The following is a 16,548-nucleotide window of genomic DNA, read 5'->3' as shown; positions in this document are numbered from 1 at the left end:
AGGTCGAGGTGCCATCGGGGGACACATCGGCGTCGGGCACCCGACCACGCTCAGCCGACCGCGTGCCGGATCAGGACGAAGATCAGGACGGCCACCGCGACCAGCACCACCAGACAGCCGACCGCACACCCCCGGCCCGTGCCGTGCGGGTGGTAGACCCGGCCGTCGGCGTCCCGATCGCCCGGCCGGGGGCCACGCGCCCGGGGATGCCGCTCGTCCATCGCCCCAGCATGCCAAGCCGGGGCCGGGCCCCACGCGGGAACCCGACCCCGGTCCCGCTCAGGCCGCCGACCGGGCGTGCGTGCGGGGCCGGCGCCCGACCTCAGCCGCGTCGTCCACCCCCGCCGCCGCCACGGCCACCCGCCCGGTCAGTCCCGCCGCCACCCAGCCCGCCGCGGCCATCAACCCGAGCACCAGGACCACCGCGCCGGCCCACCCCCGGCCGTGGAAGGCGACTCCGCCGACCGGGCCACCCACGCTCGCGCCCAGGTAGTAGGCCGCCAGATAGAGCGCGGACGCCTGCGCGCGGCCCTCGGTGACCCGCAGTCCCACCGCCGAACTCGCCGCCGAGTGGCCCGTGAAGAAGCCCGCGGTGAGTACGATCAGGCCCACCACGACCAGCGTCAGGTGGTCCGGCAGGGTCAACAGCGCGCCCGCCGCGGTGATCGCCGCGGCGGCCCACAACGTCGCGCGGTGCCCGAGCCGGCCGACCAGCCGCCCCGACGCGGCCGAACTGAACGTGCCCGCCAGGTAGATCACGAAGATCGCGCCGACCACGGTCGGTGGCAGCCCGAACGGCTCGGCGAGCAGCCGGTAGCCGAGGTAGTTGTACACGGTGCCGAACGCCGCCATGAAGACCATGCCGAGCAGGTAGAGCCGGCGCAACACCGGGTCCGCGAGGTGCGCGCGCAGTACGCCGGCGAGTTGCCGGACCGAACTCGTCGACGGGGTGAAGTTGCGCGACGGCGGGAGCAACACCCGGAAGACGATCGCCGAGCCGAGCGCCAACAGGCCGACCGCGACCAACGCGACCCGCCAGCCGCCCAGATCCGAGGCCAGTCCGGTGACCAGCCGACCGCCCATGCCACCGATGCTGTTCCCCGCCACGTAGAGCCCCATCGCCGAGCCGAGCGAGGGCCCGTCCACCTCCTCCGCGAGGTAGGCCATCGCGGTCGCCGGCAACCCGGCCAGCGCGACGCCCTGCACCGTGCGCAGCGCCACGAGGGTGCCGAAGTCCGGGGCGAACGCGGCCAGTACGCCGAGCAGTGCGGCGCCGAACACCGAGATCGTCATCACCCGCGAGCGGCCCCAGCGCTCGGACAACATGCTCACCGGGATCACCGCGAGCGCGAGCGCGCCGGTGGTCACCGACACGGACAGGCTCGCCGTCGCCGGGTCCAGGTGGAACCCGTCGGACAGTTCCGGGAGCAGTGTCTGGGTCGCGTAGAGCATCGCAAAGGTGGCGCAGCCCGCGGCGAACAGCGCCAGGTTGGCCCGGCGATACTCGCGCGAACCGCGCGCGTGCCGCATCGAAGGGGTGGACGAGGTGGTGGACGACGGGCCGGCCGGGGTGGGATCCGAAGCGGTGTTCGATGCGGACATGTCCCGAAACTAGGCCGCGTCGTTTCATGCGTCCAATGCATGTTTCGGCCAGGATTCATGCCATGTCGTATGACAGCAGATCAGCGGAGGTTTCCGCGGCCATCGCCCCGCTTCTTACGCAATTCGCGGCGGTGGCCCGCGAGGAGCACATCACCCGGGCCGCGATCGGCCTGGGCATCCCGCAGCCCACGCTGAGCCGGACGATGGCCCGCCTCGAGGCCGACGTCGGGGTGCCGCTGCTGGCCCGGACCGGGCGCGGGGTCGTGCTCACCCGGCAGGGCCACACCCTGCTCGGCTATGTGGAACAGGCCCTCGCCCTGCTGGAGCGCGGCCTGGACGAGGTGATCGAGGACGTGGGCGAGGCGCGCGGCAAGGTCGCCTTCGGGTTTCTGCACACGATGGGGCCCGAGGCGGTGCCCGGTCTGCTGCGTGCCTTTCGGGTGCATCACCCCGGCATCCGCTTCCAACTGGTCCAGGATTCCGCCTCGGCGATGCTGGAGCGGATGCGGGCCGGCGAGCTCGACCTGTGTCTGACCGCGCCGCTCCCGGACGCGCCCGATCTGGCCGTGCGCGCGCTCGACGATCAGCGGCTCTACCTGGTGGTGCCGGCCGACCACCGGCTGGCGAACCGGCGGCGGGTCCGGCTGGCCGAGGCGGCCGAGGACGCGTTCGTCGGCATGGAGCCGGGCTACGGCCTGCGCCGGATCACCGACGCGCTGTGCGCCCAGGCCGGTTTCGTCCCCCGGATCACCTTCGAGGGCGAGGAGACCGAGACGTTGCGCGGCCTGGTCGCGGCCGGGCTCGGCGTCGCGCTGCTGCCCGCCCCCGACGCACCGCGACCGGGCACCGTACATCTCGCGGTGACCGCGCCCCGGGCGTTTCGCACCATCGGCCTGGCCTGGGTCCCGGGCCGCCCGGAGACCACGCCCGTCCGGCTGTTCCGCGAGTTCGTGCTGGGCCGGCGGGGCGAGCTGCTGCCACCGAATCGCCCCGAGGAGTAAGCGGCGTACCGGAGTTGGCGCAGCCCGCGCGGGACTCGCGGGCCCTTCGGCGCGGCGGTGGGACCCCGATCGGCCGCCGGACGTGTGCACATGGCCGAATCTTCACGTCGCCGACACATGATCTACGCGCGTAGGCAGTAAAGTCCTTTCATGTACAGCAGTCACCCGAACACGCCCGCTGCCTCGCCCACGGTCGAGCAGATCCGGCGCACCCCCAAAGTCCTGCTCCACGACCACCTCGACGGTGGGTTGCGGCCCGCCACGATCATCGAACTCGCCGACGCGGTCGGCTACGACCGCCTCCCCACCACCGATCCCGAAGCACTCGGCACGTGGTTTCGCGAGGCGGCCGACTCCGGCTCGCTGGAGCGCTACCTGGAGACCTTCGACCACACGGTGGCGGTGCTGCAGACCCGCGAGGGCCTGTTCCGCGTCGCCGCCGAGTGCGCCGAGGACCTCGCCGCGGACGGCGTGGTCTACGCCGAGATCCGCTACGCGCCCGAGCAGCACCTGGCGGCCGGGCTGACCCTGGACCAGGTGGTCGAGGCCGTCACCGAGGGCTTCCGCGAGGGCGAACGCCGCGCGGCGGCGGCCGGCCGGCGGATCAAGGTCGGCGCGCTGCTGACCGCGATGCGGCACGCGGCCCGCTCCCTCGAGATCGCCGAACTGGCCAACCGGCACCGCGACTTGGGCGTGGTCGGCTTCGACATCGCCGGTGCCGAGGCGGGCTTCCCGCCCACGCGGCACCTGGACGCGTTCGAATACCTCAAGCGGGAGAACAACCACTTCACCATCCACGCCGGCGAGGCGTTCGGCCTGCCGTCGATCTGGCAGGCCCTGCAGTGGTGCGGCGCGGACCGGCTCGGCCACGGCGTACGGATCATCGACGACATCACGGTCAAGGACGACGGCAGCGTCGAACTGGGCCGGCTCGCGGCGTACGTGCGCGACAAGCGCATCCCGCTGGAGATGTGCCCGACCTCCAACCTCCAGACCGGCGCCGCCGTCTCCTACGCGGACCACCCGATCGGCCTACTGCGCCGACTGTATTTCCGGGTCACGATCAACACGGACAACCGGTTGATGAGCGGTACGTCCATGACACAGGAGTTCGAGCACCTCGTCGAGGCGTTCGGCTACGGCCTGGACGACCTCCAGTGGTTCACCGTGAATGCCATGAAGAGCGCGTTCCTGCCCTTCGACGAGCGGCTCGCGATGATCAACGAGGTGATCAAGCCGGGCTACGCCGCGCTCAAGTCGGAGTGGCTGTTCGGCCGGAACTGACCTCCCGGGAGGGCGCCCGCCGGCTCGACTCGCGGGCGCCCCCGAACCCCGGCCGGCGGCCGGGCAAACCGTCGCTCCCGCCGCGAAGGGGGCGTTTTGCGCATTCCGCATCCGGTTCGCTACGTTGCGGTCTCACTTCGTAACGGGGTGTGTCTCGCCCCGCCCGAATCGAGAAACCGAGGATGCACATGCGATCGGTAACGCGTAAGGCGGCTATCACGGCCGGGCTCGGTGCGGCACTCGCAGCGGGCGCTGCCGGCTCCGCGAGTGCGATGCCGGTGACCGACCTGGTCGACGAGCTGGCCCCGGCCGCCTCCTCGGTCCAGTCGGCCCTGCCCGCCGCCGCCAACCCGTTCCCGGTGAGCCAGGTCACCGACACGCTCCCCGTCGACCAGGCGCTCACCCCGGGCCAGTCCCCCCTCGACAGCGTGGCCGGGAACATGGCCCGCAACCTGCAGCAGGGCATGGGCAACCGGGCCGACCAGGGCGGCGGCAAGGGCACTCCGGCCGCTCAGCCCACCCCGGCTGCCCAGCCCGCGCCGGCCGCCCAGCCCGCCCCGGCCAAGGGCGGCCTCGGCTCGCCGCTCAACGCGCTGCCGATCGGCGCCTCGCCGCTCAACGGTCTGGGCGGCGGCGGCCTGCCGCTGTAGCCGGCGCGCCGGGTTCCGCCGCTGCCGCCGGGCCGGGTCGCCGGCGCGGAACCGATCGGCCGGCCGTCGTACGAGCCGTGTCCATCGCGTATCGATCCTGCGCGAGGACACGGCTTCGGCACACCCGCGCTCACCGGGTCGCCCCCGGCCACCGCTACAGCGAGTCGTACATGTCCTTCGCCACGTCGCCCAGATACGGCCCGGTCATGGTGCGCGAGGTCGTCGTGGTCACCCCGAGCGAGACATTGCTGACCAGGACGGTACGCCCGGCCACGTCGGCGAACCAGCCGCCGCCCGAGGAGCCGCCGGTCATCGTGCAGCCCATCCACAACATGTCCGGCCGCGGCCAGCCGTCCTCGCGGAAGTCGGTGGTCGGCGACGCGCACGTGTACAGCGTGGTGCCGTCGTAGGGCGTGTCACCCGGATAGCCGAACGACTGCACCGCAAGATGCCGCGGCGCGTTCCAGAGCACCTCGGCGCCCGGCCCCACCGCCTGCTCCAGCGTCTTGCCGCCGCGCGAGTCGACGATGAACGCGCCGTAGTCGTACGGGGACGCGCTCGCGTCCTTGCCGCCCGGGTCGGCGTTCTGCGCCCACTGGGTGCTCACCGTGGTCCGCCGGGCCGGCCACCGGCCGTACGGTTCGCGCTCGGCCGGGGTGCGGCCCGCGCCGTTGTAGCCGGGCACGAAGGTGACCTTGTCGTAGAAGTCGCCGCTGCGACCACCGTGCAGGCAGTGCCCCGCCGTCCAGACCATGTTGCCGCTCGAGTGGTGCACCACCGTGCCGCTGCACTCGGCGACGCCCTCCGGCATCCGGAAGAAGATCTTGCCGCGGATCGCCATCCCCGGCTGGGTGTAGGGCGCGTTCACCCGGCGGGCCTGGATCGTCGGCGGTTGCCGGTAGTCCGCGTCGGGCTGCGGCTGTCCCTGATCCGGCAACTGCGGCGGCTGCTGACCGGGCGAGATCTCCGGGGCACGCGGCTTGGCCTGGTCCTGTCGGTTCTGGTCCCAGAACCCGCGGGTGTCCTCGACATCGCGGTCGCTGTACTGCTTCGAGTGCATCGCCTGCGTGCGCCCGGCCTTCACCGCCAGGGTGCCGCTCAGCACCAGCCCCACCAGCGTGACCAGCACACCGGCGAACACCGACATGGTCACGATGAGGTTCTTGTTGTGCGTGCTTCCCGGTTGCATGTCCCCGCCCCCCGATCGAGCGCCCGGCCCGGAACCCTCCGGTCCCCCGAGACCACTCGATCGACCCGCCTACCCATCCGTTGATCGGATGATAGGCGCCGGCATGCCCGCGCCGTGCGGCGTCCCGGTTCGCTCAGTCCTCGGGGATCAGCATCCACAGCGCGATGTACAGCAGGAACTGCGGACCGGGCAGCAGGCAGGAGAGCAGGAACCCCACCCGGACGGTGGTCGGCGACCAGCCGTAGCGACGGGCGATGCCGGCACACACACCGGCGATCAGCCGCCCATGCTCGTGATCGTGCTCATGACGCTTCCTCCTCGATCCGGCGACGCCCGGTGCGGCGTCGTCGTACTTCGAAGGTAGGTCGAGACCGGGCCCGCCACATCAGCCGCGGGACGTCGGTGCTCATCCGCCCTGGGGACTAGGGGATTTCCCGGAAGGGCGGGAGGACTGCGGCCAGTCCTTCTCGGTCGTCGACGGTGGCGTGGTGATCCGGCCGCCGGTGGTGGGCAGCGCGGAGTTCTTGCGGATGATGTCGAGATAGTTCTCGCAGCGGTAGTTCTCCGGCGGCATTCGTCGGCTCGCGAGCTGCACCGTGTCGCCGCCGGACGCGCTCTGCAGGGTGCACACCACCTGACCCAGGGCGATCGTGGCCAGCGCGGACAGCGGTACGTCCAGGCGGAACAGGGTGGGCGGGTCGCCCGGTTGCCGTTCCGCCGCGATCAGGCCGCCGGCGGGCAGGGCGGTGGTGTAGCCGCCCAGCGCCTCGGCGTCGTTGGGGCCCAGGTGCAGCTCCTCCAGGAGCTGGTTGAGCTGATCCGTCCGGGACTTGTCCGGGACCGCGTCACCGGGCCGCAGTTGCAGCCGACCGGGCCTGGGCAACGCCTGGAGCCGGTTGTCCTTCACCAGGTAGACGATGTGCCGCTCCGAACCGGGCAGTTGGCTCTGTGCGGACGGCGCGATCCGGTTGGCCGGTTTTCCGGCGCCCACCGGTCCCTCGGTCGGCCGGATCCCGCAGGACGTGAGCGCGGCGAGCACGCCGGTGGTCGCGAAGACCGCGATCGGAAGCCGCCGGCGAGGTCTCAACGCACACCTCCTCGCTCGTCGTGGTTGCCGGATCCGGATCCGGTGTCGGCATTCGCCGCGGGCCTGCTCCGGTCGGCGTTCCCGCTCGGACCGATGCCCTCGGCGCGCTCGCGCTGTTCGGCGTTCCCCGCGCTCTCGGCGTTCTCCGCGTCCAGGTCGGCGTGTACGCCGTCGTCCTCGACCCCCTCGTCCGGGTCGATGATCTCCTCCAGCTCGGGTGGCACCAGCGGCAGCCGCAGGGTGAACTTGGCCCCGCCGCCGGGCATGTTCGAGGCGAACGCGGTGCCGCCGTGGATACGCGCGTTCTCCATCACGATGGACAGGCCCAGACCACTGCCCTCGGATCGGGCGCGCGAGCTGTCCGCCTTGTAGAAGCGGTCGAACACATGCGGCAGTACGTCCTCGGGAATGCCCGGCCCGGTGTCCGAGACCTCGATCACCAGGTCCTGTTCGACCGGGGCGTCGAGCATCCCGGGTACCGACAGGCGAGGTGCCCGGTGGATCTCGACGGTCACCGGCGAGCCACCGTGCCGCAGTGCGTTGCCGACCAGATTGGAGACCATGACGTCCAGTCTGCGCGGGTCCACCCTGGCCAGGATGCCCCGGGGGGCCCGCAGGTCCACCGCGTCCATCCAGGCGCGCGCGTCCAGACACGCGGTGACCAGGTCGGTGATGTCCACCTCGTCGGCCACCAGGGCGGCGGTACCGGCGTCGAACCGGGACACCTCCATCAGGTCCTCGACGAGGGTGGCCAGCCGCTCGATCTCGGCCACCACCAGGCGGGCGGCCGGCGCGCCCTGCTCACCGAGGCTGTCCGCCTCCTCCTCGAGCAGTTCGCTGACCGCGGTCATCGCCGCCAGCGGGGTGCGCAGCTCGTGCGAGACGTCCGCGACGAAGCGGCGCGAGGAGGACTCCAGGGCACGCAGCTCGGCGACGCTGCGCTCGAGCTTCTCCGCCGCGTCGTTGAAGGTTCGGGACAGGTCGGCGAGCTCGTCCGAGCCGCGCACGTCCAGCCGGGTGTCCAGCCGGCCGGCGCCCAGTTCGCGAGCCGCGTGGCCGAGTCTGCGCACCGGGCGCAGGATGTGCCGGGCGGCGAACCACGCGACCACCGCCGCCGCGCCGAGCGCGAGCAGCGTGCCGACGATCAGGTAGCGGGCCAGCGAGTTGAGGTCGGCCTGTTCGTCCTTGAGCGACTTGAACATGTAGCCGGTGGCGCCGTTGGGCACCACCCGGGTGCCGCCGACCAGGTACGGCTGGCCGTCGATGTCGATCCGCTGGAAGTACATGTGGTACCCGCCGTTGCCGTCGGCGCTCTGCACCACCCGCTGCAGCTTCGCGGGCACCCGCTCCAGCGGGAAGCGGGACGGGTTGGAGGCCACCGGGAGGTGGTCCGAGCCGACCAGGACCACGGAGTAGCCGAAGCTGCTGTTGCGCATCTGATCGACGGCGGGGCCCAGATCGGCCTGGTCCGGGTTCTCCCGCATCCCCGCCGAGACCCGACCCAGATTGTCCCGGAACTCGGTGAGCACGGAGTCCTGCGCCCGCTCGAGCACGGCGGTCCGGGTCAGCCAGTAGGCGATGCCGGACGCGGCCACCGCCGAGATCAGCGCGACCAGGGCGAATGCGACGAGCACCCGAAACCGCAGCGAGCGCAACTTCAGGGTCGGGGCGACCCGGCGGACGAACCTGCGGACCAGGGGCGGCCGGGCGGTCACTGGGGCGGATCGAGGCGGTAACCGACGCCTCGGACCGTGCGGATGAGTGTGGGCGCGGACGGGGTGTGCTCGACCTTGGCGCGCAGCCGCTGTACGCACGCATCTACCAGGCGCGAGTCGCCGAGGTAGTCGTGCTCCCACACCAGGCGCAACAACTGCTGTCGGGACAGCGCCTGGCCGGGGCGCCGGCTCAGCTCGACCAGGAGCCGCAGCTCGGTCGGGGTGAGCTGGAGTTCCTCGCCGGCCTTGGTCACCGTCATCGCGTTGCGGTCCACCACCAGGTCGCCGAACACCGACGCGTCGGACACCTCACGCTCGCCGCGGCGCAACACCGCGCGGATCCGGGCGTCCAGCACCCGCGGCTGGACCGGCTTGACCACGTAGTCGTCGGCGCCGGACTCCAGGCCGACCACCACGTCGATGTCGTCGTTGCGCGCGGTGAGCAGGATGATCGGCAACGAGTCGGTGCGGCGGATCCGCCGGCACACCTCGAAACCGTCGATGCCCGGCAGCATCACATCGAGCACGATCAGGTCGGGGCGCTGCTCGCGCCACCGCTCCAGGCCGGCCTCACCGGTGGCGGCGGTGACCACGCGATGGCCCTGGCGCCCCAGGGCGAGTTCGAGTCCGGTTCGTACGGACTCGTCATCCTCGATAAGCAGCAGGTAGGGCACGCAGGCCATTGTGTCTGACGTCACGGCTGGGAAGAACACGGGGCGGCCCCTCGCGGTTCGCCGCCCCCGGCGCCTGTTGCATACCTGTGACAGCTCACCGACGTTCCGATGAAGCCCGCCCAGCAGGCTGTACATCGTGAACGAGCGCCGAACCGGGGGAGAAGTCATGCAGACCCAGACGCAGTCGCAGGGCATCCGCAAGGAGAACCGTCGTACCGTCGTCGCCCTCGCCCCCCTGAACGGCAACGCGCGTAGCGTTTGCTCGGACACGGAGAGTGTCGACGACGAATTCACCGCGTACGTCCGCGAACGCCGCTCCGCCCTGTTCGCCACCGCGTACCACCTCACCGGTGACCGCAACGAGGCCGAGGACCTGTTGCAGAGCGCGCTGATGAGCACCTACCAGGCGTGGGGGCGGATCCAGGACAAGGCCGCGCTCGGCGGCTACCTGCGGCGCACGATGACCAACCTGCACATATCGGCCTGGCGTCGGCGTCGGATCAACGAGTACCCCTCGGAGGAGCTGCCCGAGCGCCCCGACGGTTCGGACTCGATGGGCGACACCGAGCTGCGCGCCGTGTTGTGGCGCGCGCTGGCCAAGCTGCCCGAGCCGCAGCGCACGATGCTCGTGCTGCGCTACTACGAGGGTCGGACCGACCCCGAGGTGGCCGAGGTGCTCGGCTGCAGCGTCGGCACGGTCAAGTCGAGCATCTGGCGCGCGCTGCGTCGGCTGCGCGAGGACGACGCGCTGAGCTTCGGCGCGGACGAGGCGTTCGCCGAACTCGTCGCCTGATCCGCTCGCGCCTCTCGTACGCCTGTCTTCCACGGTTCTTCCACTGTGCAGTTGTGTCCCGGTCGGGTCTGTACTTGCCTCCCGGTCGGGCCGTCGCCCGGGTCCGCCGGTGTTCATCGACTGGGACGGCGAATGGGGCTGTGACGGTTCCGTCGAATTCGGAGCCGATTCGGGACATCGGACCACGGGGCGCCGAATTGCGCTTTTCGTGGTCGAGTGGCTACGTTGCGTGGTCAATCCCGCAATCGACCCATTCGACAGGGAAGGGCCACCTGCTATGTCCTCCGTTCTGCGCACCGTGCTCGCCGCGACCTCGCTGGGCGCCGCCGCCACGTTCGGCCTGGCCGGGAGCGCCACGGCCGCGACCCCGGTGAACGGGATCTCCCAGCCGGACCTGCCCGCCGCAGGCACCGGCGCCGCCGCCGCGACCGGCGCGGTGCTCGGCGCGGTGCAACAACTGCAGCTCAACCCGATGAACGGCGGCGGGCTGAACCCGCTGTCCAACAGCGTCGGCACCGACGTGGGTGGCGCGAACGTCGGCACCGACCTGGCCACCGGCGATCTGGCCAAGGGCATGACCGTGGGGCAGGCGATCGACAAGCTCTGAACCCGGGTGTGTGCGCGGCCGGCTCCGGCCGGTTTCCGCCTGTCCCCGCCGGAGCATCCTCGCCCGTCTACCCTGAGCGGCTGATACGGCCACGGGGAGGCAGTCGGATGCGACAGGAAACGGATCGTTTGCGGGAACCGGCGGCATGGGCGCTGGTGGGCTTCCTGGCCCTGCGCCTGACGGTCGACGCACTGCGGGTGTTGTTCGGCGTGGGATCGGGCGTGTCCGACTTCCGGGCACGGGCCTACGGCGGTCAGTCCGCGCTGCTCGACGTACTCACACCGGCATTGCTCGCGGCCGCGGTGTTGCTGGTGACCCACGCGGGACGGCCGACGCCTCGGGCCCGGATGATCACCCGGGTCGCGCTCGGGGTGCTCGGTGTACAGGGGATCGTGGGACTCACGGTGGCCCTGGGCGGGCTCGCCTACGACGGCGGCGGCTTCGCGGACATCCCGGCGGGCGCGCGCGTCGAGCAGAGCGCGGTGAACGTCGGCGTGCTGGTGTTGTTCGCGCTGTGCGCGTACTTCCTGATCGTCGTCCTGGGCGCGCCGAGCCCGCCGACGGTCACGCGCGGCAAGTCGCTGCCGCCTCGGGAGTGGCCCTCGTACGGGCGGGAGGCGACGGGGGTCGGACAGCCGAGCGGGCAGTACGCGGGAGCCGGGACCGAATACGAATACGAATACGAATACCTGGGGCAGCCGTCGGCGGGGGCGACCGGGCAGTACGCCGGGGGTGATCGGACCGGGGTGCGAGCGGCGCCGCAGGACGCCGGGTACGGCGCGCGGGCGTCGGCCGGGGTGACCGGGGCGTATGCCGGGGGCGACCGGACCGGGCCGCAGCGTGTTGCCGCCGAATACGCCGGGGCGAGTGGGGCGGATCGGGCTCCGGTGAGTGATCCCGGGGGTGGTGCTCCTGCCGCGTCGCCGCCCGCGTCACCAGCACCGGCTGCACCACCCGCCCCACCAGCCCCACCCGCGGCGCCGCAGGTTGGGACCACCGGGTCGCAGGCCACGACCGGGGGCGACCCGGCGACCGGGGCGGCCCCGGTGCCGCCTCGGCCTGCCGCGCCGCCGCCGCCCGGGCGGGCCCGACCGTGACCGCGTGGGTCGAGGCGGCGGATCCGGCGGAGGAGATTCCGCCGCCGCCTCGGCTGTGGCGGTTACGGCGTCGGCTGCGGGCGCTCGGGCGCAATGTGGTCGGGCTGGTCTTCGCGGGCGCCGTCCTGGTCACCGGCGCCCGGTTGCTGGTGTTCGACGCGATGTGGCCGGTGGCGATCGTCACCGTCTTCGCACCGTACGCGGCGGCGGCCGCCGTACTCGTCGTCCTCGGCGCCGCGCTGTTGCGCATGCGGCTGACCCTGCTCGTCGCGCTGGGCCTGGTGGTTGTGCACACCCTGTGGATGTTGCCGCGCCTGACCGCCGGCGGCGGCCCCGCGCCGGGTGGCACCCGGGTACGGGTGATGACTGCCAACGCCTACTTCGGCAGCGCGGATCCGGCCCGCATCACCGAGTTGGTGCTGCGCGAGCGGGTGGACGTACTGGCCGTGGAGGAGCTGACCCCCGAGTTGGCGGCCGGGCTGGAGCGGGCCGGGCTGGCCCGCGAACTCCCGTACACGGCCGGGCACGGCGAGTCCGGCGCGGCCGGCCTGGCGATCTACGCACGCCGACCGCTGACCGACGAGCGGCTCCTGCCCGAGCGGACCACGATGCCGATGCCGGGCGCCACCGTGGAGATCGACGGGCGCCGGATCCGGATCCAGGGCGTGCACACGATGCCGCCGCTGCGCGGGCAGGCCGGGAAGTGGGCGCACGACCTGGACGCGCTGCGCCGCGAGGCCGAGCGGCGCACGCTGCCCACGATCTTCCTGGGCGACTTCAACGCGACCCCGGACAACGCCTCGTTCCGCGCGCTCACCGGCGCCGGACTGCGCGACGCGCACGAGGAGCGCGGCCGGGGATTGGCCCGCACCTGGCCGATGGCGTACTTCCACGGCCTGCCGCCGCTGTTCGGACTCGACCACGTCCTGGTGGCCGGCGGGATCGAGGTGGCGTCGGTGTCCGAACACCGGGTGCCACACACCGATCACGCCGCGGTGATCGCCGAGTTGGCGCTGCGCTGAGCGGTTGTCAAGATCCCGTCAGGAACGCCCCGACCTGCGTCGATGCCGCGTCAAGGGGGCCGAAACGGCGGTTGTGCGGGCCTAGCGTCGATTCTCGAACGTATTTGAACGCAGTTGAGCGACGTTGAGCGAAGTTGAATGCGCTCGAATGCGCTTGAACACCGTTTGAACACATTGAACACACTCGGCTCACGCAGTTTCGGCAATTTCAAGGATCTGATCGCATGTCCGCTCTGCTCGCCCTTTTCGCCCTCGTCGTGATCGCCCGCGTCCTGGCCACGTGGAAGTTGTCCACCCGGCAGGCGGCGGTCGCGACCGACGGGGCACCGTCGAGCGGTCCGACCGGCGAGACCCGCGCCGACCGCGTGCTCGCGGCCTGAGTCGCCGCGATCCGAACCACCGCACGGGGGAACTACGCGTATGGACGGATACCGGGCGGACACGATCGCCCTGAACCTGCTGGTCGACCGGCTCACATCGTGTACCGAGTCGATGGACAAGGCGCTCAACGCGCTGGAGGACGCGGGGCCCAAGAGCCTGGGCACCAAGGGGCTGGACGACGCGTGTGACGATTTCCACGACGAGTGGCAGTACGGGCTGAAGATCATCCGTGAGGACATCGCCAAGGTCGTCGACGCACTCCGGCAGAACGTGGTCAACTACGACGGCATCGAGGAGCAGATCTCCGGTCGCCTGAGGTTGTCCGCGTGAGCGGCCCGGTCGGGCCGGGCGGCCCGTGGATGTGGGGCGGCGGCCCCCCGCCGGACGCCGCGTTTCCGGGCATCGGCTACGACCCGGCCCCGGGGAAACCGGCGAGTTGTGAGCCGCTGGTGGCGAATCTGACCAAGGCCGCGAACGAGATGGTCACCGCCCAGGGCATCCTCAAGGGCATCACACTCGGCGGCGGCGCCTGGGAGGGTGAGGCCGCGCACAAGTTCGTGCAATCCGAGGTGATGGAGAAGCTGCCCGGCCGGTTGCGCGACGCCGAGGCGGCGATGCGCAAGGCGGCGACCCAACTGGAGGAGTGGCGCGGGCAACTGACGCGGTATCAGAGCGAGGGCGGGTCGTTCGAACGAAACGCGGTCGAGGTCCGGCGCAGGCGGGACGCCGCCCAGGAGGACGTGAACCGGGCCAAGGACGACCCCGCGTTCGGCTACGCCGGCCAGTGGTTCGACACGAAGGAAAACCTCGCCGAGGCGGAGCGGCGACTGCGCGAGGCACAGGCCCGACTGGACGCCGCCGGTGGGCGGTTGACCGGCGCGAACAACGAGCTGGATCGGATCCTGCAGGACGCGCGGACCCTGCTGGACAAACACGCCACCGACGCCGCCGCGCACGCCCGGGTGATCGACGAGGCCGCCGACGACGCTCCGGACAAGCCGTTCGACCTGGCCGGATTCCTGAACGGGGTCGGCGACTTCCTGTCGGTGGCCGGTGCGGTGTTGGGCGTGGTCGCGCTGTTCTGCCCGGTGCTTGCTCCGCTCGCGGTGCTCACCTCGCTCGCCGCGCTCGGGATGCATGCGACGAGCTATGCGATGCAGGGCAAGTTCGACCAACCCGGCGCGTGGCTCACCCTCGGCGGCGACGCGCTGGGCGCGCTGCCCGGGATCGGCGCGCTGGCGAAGGGGGTGAGCGCCGGCCGGGCGGTCGTCGGTACGAAGGGCGTGGTCTCCGGGATCGGAACCGGGATCAAGACCTTCGGCGGCCAGGCGCCGGCCATGTCGAGCCTGATGGCCAACCCGGCGATCATCAAGCCGGCCGCGTGGGCGGCGGGCAAGGTGGGTGCGAGCGCGGGGGCCGCGGAGAACATCGGCAAGGGAGTACAGGGCGCGATCACGGCCGGCCTGACCTACCCGACGGCGGCGTCCCTGCCCAACGACGACTGGCCGGGCACGACGGACTCGACCGCCCCGGGCGGCGTGAACAATGTCCTGGGCGGCCTCGGCTTCGCGGGCACGAAGGGTGCCCCGGGAGGGGTACGCGGGGCGGGCGGCGCGGCGGCGGTGCTGTCCGCGTGGGCGGCGTTCCTGTGACGGTGGGATCCGGTGTCCCGGGCGCGCTCGGGGCGCCCGGGGAGTTCGGGACGCGCCGGGCGGGTCGGGCCTTTCGGGCGACCGGGCGGTGAGTCGGGCGTGGTGGTTGCTCGTGCTCGCGGCCCTGGTCGCGCCGTACTGGCTGCTGTCCCGGTCCCGCGGGCGGCGGCCGGTGGGGCGGCAACGCGGGGACGTGGTACGGGCGTTGCTCACCACGAGCGGGGACGCGGTGCGGTTGTGGTCGGTCGACCACCCGGGCCCGAGCCTCGACTGGCAGCGCACGGTCGCGGTCGGGTACGGCTTTCGACCGGCCCCGACCCTGGCCACGCTCTTCGAGCGCAGCGGTCCCGGGTGGGCCGAGGGTCTGGGGCGGTACGCGGGTGGTCCGGCGTACGGCGTGCTGCGTACCCATCCGGCGGCGGTCGCCGCGGCGGCCGAGGTGGCCGGACGGGGCGGGTTCGACGTGCTCGACCCGGTGGCGGTGGGCCGGCTCCGGGCCGAGGCGGACCGGATCGCGCGCGGCATCGGGCGCTGGACCGTGCCGTTGGCGCTGTGCGTGGCGGGCCCGGTGGCATTCGGCCTGCCCGGGGCGGTGGCCGGAGCGGTCGGCGGGCGCCCCGAGGTGGCCCGAATCGCCCTGGTAGCGCTCACGATCGGGGTCGGCGGCGCGGGCCTGTGCGGCTACGGCCGACACCGCGCACGGACGGCCTTCGAGCACGCGGTGGGTGACGGAGTGGCGGCCTATCGCGAAGTGGTGGCGGCGATGGCGGAGGCCGAGGCGGCTCGGCTCGGGGCGACGGAGGAAGGCAGTCGGTGAACGTGGACGAGGTCGCGCCGTGGTTCGTCCTGCCGGACGGTTTCGAGGTCTTCGCGATGGACCGCGATCCGGCCGAGCGGATCGCCGAACTCGTGTTGCTCCTCCAGGACTTCTGGCCGGACGCGACGCCCGAACAACGAATCCAATGCGCCCTCACCCAGGACGCGTTCCTGACCGGCCTCAACCGCGAGGGCATGGTCCACCTGTCCACGTGCCTGGCCCGCAAGGACGACGGCGGCCTCACCTCGGCGCTCCTCGTGGTGACGGTGAGGCACTTCGCCACCGAGTCCGGACTCCCTTTCGCCGAAGGGGTGTTGCACCGACTCGGGCCACCCACGACGGACCGGGACATCGCGGTCGCCGCCACGCCGCTGGGCCGAATACCGGTGTTGGTGGCGGACACAACACCGCGCATCCCCGGCCAACTCCTCGGCGCCACCCAGGACTTCGGCATCACAACCCGCTCCGCCCAAGCCTTCTTCCCATTCCCCGGACAACCCAGGATGGCCGTCTTCACCCTGTCCACCGAAGACCTGGACACCTGGCCGCACTACGTCGACCTGATGGCCGCAATCTGCGCATCGGTAACCTTCACCCCACCGGCAGCGGCAACGGCAACGGCAACGAGGGTCGCAAACGCCCTGGACGGCGGCAATCCGGAGCCCACCGCAACCGGCCCCAGGCGAGGCCGAATCACCGATTTGTTCGGCTGACCAAGCTGGGGGGCAGTCGGGGGGCTCGGGTGCTTGGGGTGCTCGGGGGCTTGGGGTACTCGGGGGCTCGGGGGTGGTTGCGGCTGTGCCGGACCTGTTCCTTGATTCGCGGCGGGGGCGGTTGGCCGCTTGGCGTCGTGCTGTTGGGCCGGTGCGGGGTTGGCCCTGGGTCCGTTCGGCGGGGCCGGGTCGTGACAGCGGCCACCGCCTCGTCGCTGCACGTCCCCTCCGGGGCCGGGGTCTTTGCTTGGTGCTCCGCATCCG

The 16,548-nt window shown here is 72.0% G+C and carries 19 protein-coding genes; 12 read left to right on the top strand and 7 right to left on the bottom strand.

Annotated features, from left to right (window positions below; genetic code table 11):
• Positions 1-50: 50 nt before the first annotated feature.
• Together ABIA38_RS29885 and ABIA38_RS29880 are read right to left on the bottom strand one after the other, a co-directional pair.
• A complete protein-coding gene (locus ABIA38_RS29885) occupies positions 51-221 on the bottom strand; it encodes a hypothetical protein (RefSeq protein ID WP_424641980.1) in 171 nt (56 codons plus the stop codon).
• A 58-nt stretch (positions 222-279) separates the two neighbouring features.
• Entirely contained in the window at positions 280-1,602 is a 1,323-nt protein-coding gene (locus ABIA38_RS29880; RefSeq protein WP_424641979.1) for an MFS transporter, read from the bottom strand.
• 62 nt (positions 1,603-1,664) lie between these two features.
• Here ABIA38_RS29880 and ABIA38_RS29875 point away from each other — a divergent pair, with 62 nt between their 5' ends.
• The 3 genes from ABIA38_RS29875 to ABIA38_RS29865 all read left to right on the top strand — a co-directional run bounded on the left by ABIA38_RS29875 (position 1,665) and on the right by ABIA38_RS29865 (position 4,537).
• On the top strand, positions 1,665-2,603 hold the full coding sequence (locus tag ABIA38_RS29875) for a LysR substrate-binding domain-containing protein (RefSeq protein ID WP_424641978.1): 939 nt from the start codon (positions 1,665-1,667) through the stop codon (positions 2,601-2,603).
• 150 nt (positions 2,604-2,753) lie between these two features.
• Complete coding sequence (locus ABIA38_RS29870; RefSeq protein ID WP_424641977.1) at positions 2,754-3,887, top strand: adenosine deaminase; 1,134 nt, start codon at positions 2,754-2,756, stop codon at positions 3,885-3,887.
• Between the two features lie 278 nt (positions 3,888-4,165).
• Positions 4,166-4,537 (top strand): hypothetical protein, encoded by a 372-nt coding sequence (locus ABIA38_RS29865; RefSeq protein ID WP_424641976.1) that lies wholly within the window; start codon positions 4,166-4,168, stop codon positions 4,535-4,537.
• Between the two features lie 154 nt (positions 4,538-4,691).
• On the opposite strand, the gene ABIA38_RS29860 is transcribed toward ABIA38_RS29865, so the two are convergent.
• The 5 genes from ABIA38_RS29860 to ABIA38_RS29840 form a co-directional block, all read right to left on the bottom strand.
• Positions 4,692-5,726, bottom strand: a complete 1,035-nt coding sequence (locus ABIA38_RS29860) for a trypsin-like serine peptidase (protein WP_424641975.1) — start codon at positions 5,724-5,726, stop codon at positions 4,692-4,694.
• 133 nt (positions 5,727-5,859) lie between these two features.
• Positions 5,860-6,006 (bottom strand): PspC domain-containing protein, encoded by a 147-nt coding sequence (locus ABIA38_RS29855; RefSeq protein ID WP_424642135.1) that lies wholly within the window; start codon positions 6,004-6,006, stop codon positions 5,860-5,862.
• Between the two features lie 126 nt (positions 6,007-6,132).
• Entirely contained in the window at positions 6,133-6,813 is a 681-nt protein-coding gene (locus ABIA38_RS29850; protein ID WP_424641974.1) for a hypothetical protein, read from the bottom strand.
• Complete coding sequence (locus ABIA38_RS29845; protein ID WP_424641973.1) at positions 6,810-8,528, bottom strand: ATP-binding protein; 1,719 nt, start codon at positions 8,526-8,528, stop codon at positions 6,810-6,812. The genes ABIA38_RS29850 and ABIA38_RS29845 overlap by 4 nt, the downstream gene beginning before the upstream one ends.
• Positions 8,525-9,202: a response regulator gene (locus ABIA38_RS29840; RefSeq protein ID WP_424642134.1), complete on the bottom strand. Its 678-nt coding sequence runs from the start codon at positions 9,200-9,202 to the stop codon at positions 8,525-8,527. Before ABIA38_RS29840 ends, ABIA38_RS29845 begins: the two co-directional genes overlap by 4 nt.
• Positions 9,203-9,368: 166 nt before the next feature.
• Between ABIA38_RS29840 and ABIA38_RS29835 the strand changes: the two genes are divergently transcribed.
• The 9 genes from ABIA38_RS29835 (at position 9,369) to ABIA38_RS29795 (ending at position 16,284) form a co-directional block, all read left to right on the top strand.
• Positions 9,369-9,995, top strand: a complete 627-nt coding sequence (locus tag ABIA38_RS29835) for a SigE family RNA polymerase sigma factor (protein WP_424641972.1) — start codon at positions 9,369-9,371, stop codon at positions 9,993-9,995.
• Positions 9,996-10,272: 277 nt separating this feature from the next.
• The gene (locus tag ABIA38_RS29830; RefSeq protein ID WP_424641971.1) at positions 10,273-10,602 is read left to right on the top strand and encodes a hypothetical protein; all 330 of its coding nucleotides are present in this window, start codon (positions 10,273-10,275) and stop codon (positions 10,600-10,602) included.
• Positions 10,603-10,709: 107 nt separating this feature from the next.
• Entirely contained in the window at positions 10,710-11,699 is a 990-nt protein-coding gene (locus ABIA38_RS29825) for a hypothetical protein (protein WP_424641970.1), read from the top strand.
• Positions 11,696-12,721, top strand: coding sequence for an endonuclease/exonuclease/phosphatase family protein (locus tag ABIA38_RS29820; RefSeq protein WP_424641969.1), 1,026 nt, complete (start codon positions 11,696-11,698; stop codon positions 12,719-12,721). Before ABIA38_RS29825 ends, ABIA38_RS29820 begins: the two co-directional genes overlap by 4 nt.
• A 224-nt stretch (positions 12,722-12,945) precedes the next feature.
• Entirely contained in the window at positions 12,946-13,101 is a 156-nt protein-coding gene (locus tag ABIA38_RS29815; RefSeq protein ID WP_424641968.1) for a hypothetical protein, read from the top strand.
• Between the two features lie 40 nt (positions 13,102-13,141).
• Positions 13,142-13,432 (top strand): hypothetical protein, encoded by a 291-nt coding sequence (locus tag ABIA38_RS29810; RefSeq protein WP_424641967.1) that lies wholly within the window; start codon positions 13,142-13,144, stop codon positions 13,430-13,432.
• A complete protein-coding gene (locus ABIA38_RS29805) occupies positions 13,429-14,754 on the top strand; it encodes a hypothetical protein (RefSeq protein ID WP_424641966.1) in 1,326 nt (441 codons plus the stop codon). Before ABIA38_RS29810 ends, ABIA38_RS29805 begins: the two co-directional genes overlap by 4 nt.
• An 88-nt stretch (positions 14,755-14,842) precedes the next feature.
• Positions 14,843-15,571 (top strand): hypothetical protein, encoded by a 729-nt coding sequence (locus tag ABIA38_RS29800; RefSeq protein WP_424641965.1) that lies wholly within the window; start codon positions 14,843-14,845, stop codon positions 15,569-15,571.
• Positions 15,568-16,284, top strand: coding sequence for a hypothetical protein (locus ABIA38_RS29795; protein ID WP_424641964.1), 717 nt, complete (start codon positions 15,568-15,570; stop codon positions 16,282-16,284). The genes ABIA38_RS29800 and ABIA38_RS29795 overlap by 4 nt, the downstream gene beginning before the upstream one ends.
• The last annotated feature ends 264 nt before the right edge of the window (positions 16,285-16,548 follow it).

The organism is Embleya sp. AB8, assembly GCF_049739465.1.
GTDB lineage: Bacteria > Actinomycetota > Actinomycetes > Streptomycetales > Streptomycetaceae > Embleya.
The sequence above is the reverse complement of the archived record's forward strand: the minus strand, read 5'-3'. Positions and strand labels throughout refer to the sequence as shown.

Excerpts from the sequence above, each read along its gene's own strand:
- ABIA38_RS29885 (WP_424641980.1), bottom strand. The coding sequence starts at position 221 with ATGGACGAGCGGCATCCCCGGGCGCGTGGCCCCCGGCCGGGCGATCGG.
- ABIA38_RS29880 (WP_424641979.1), bottom strand. The coding sequence starts at position 1,602 with ATGTCCGCATCGAACACCGCTTCGGATCCCACCCCGGCCGGCCCGTCG.
- ABIA38_RS29875 (WP_424641978.1), top strand. The coding sequence starts at position 1,665 with ATGTCGTATGACAGCAGATCAGCGGAGGTTTCCGCGGCCATCGCCCCG.
- ABIA38_RS29870 (WP_424641977.1), top strand. The coding sequence starts at position 2,754 with ATGTACAGCAGTCACCCGAACACGCCCGCTGCCTCGCCCACGGTCGAG.
- ABIA38_RS29860 (WP_424641975.1), bottom strand. The coding sequence starts at position 5,726 with ATGCAACCGGGAAGCACGCACAACAAGAACCTCATCGTGACCATGTCG.
- ABIA38_RS29835 (WP_424641972.1), top strand. The coding sequence starts at position 9,369 with ATGCAGACCCAGACGCAGTCGCAGGGCATCCGCAAGGAGAACCGTCGT.
- ABIA38_RS29830 (WP_424641971.1), top strand. The coding sequence starts at position 10,273 with ATGTCCTCCGTTCTGCGCACCGTGCTCGCCGCGACCTCGCTGGGCGCC.
- ABIA38_RS29825 (WP_424641970.1), top strand. The coding sequence starts at position 10,710 with ATGCGACAGGAAACGGATCGTTTGCGGGAACCGGCGGCATGGGCGCTG.
- ABIA38_RS29815 (WP_424641968.1), top strand. The coding sequence starts at position 12,946 with ATGTCCGCTCTGCTCGCCCTTTTCGCCCTCGTCGTGATCGCCCGCGTC.
- ABIA38_RS29810 (WP_424641967.1), top strand. The coding sequence starts at position 13,142 with ATGGACGGATACCGGGCGGACACGATCGCCCTGAACCTGCTGGTCGAC.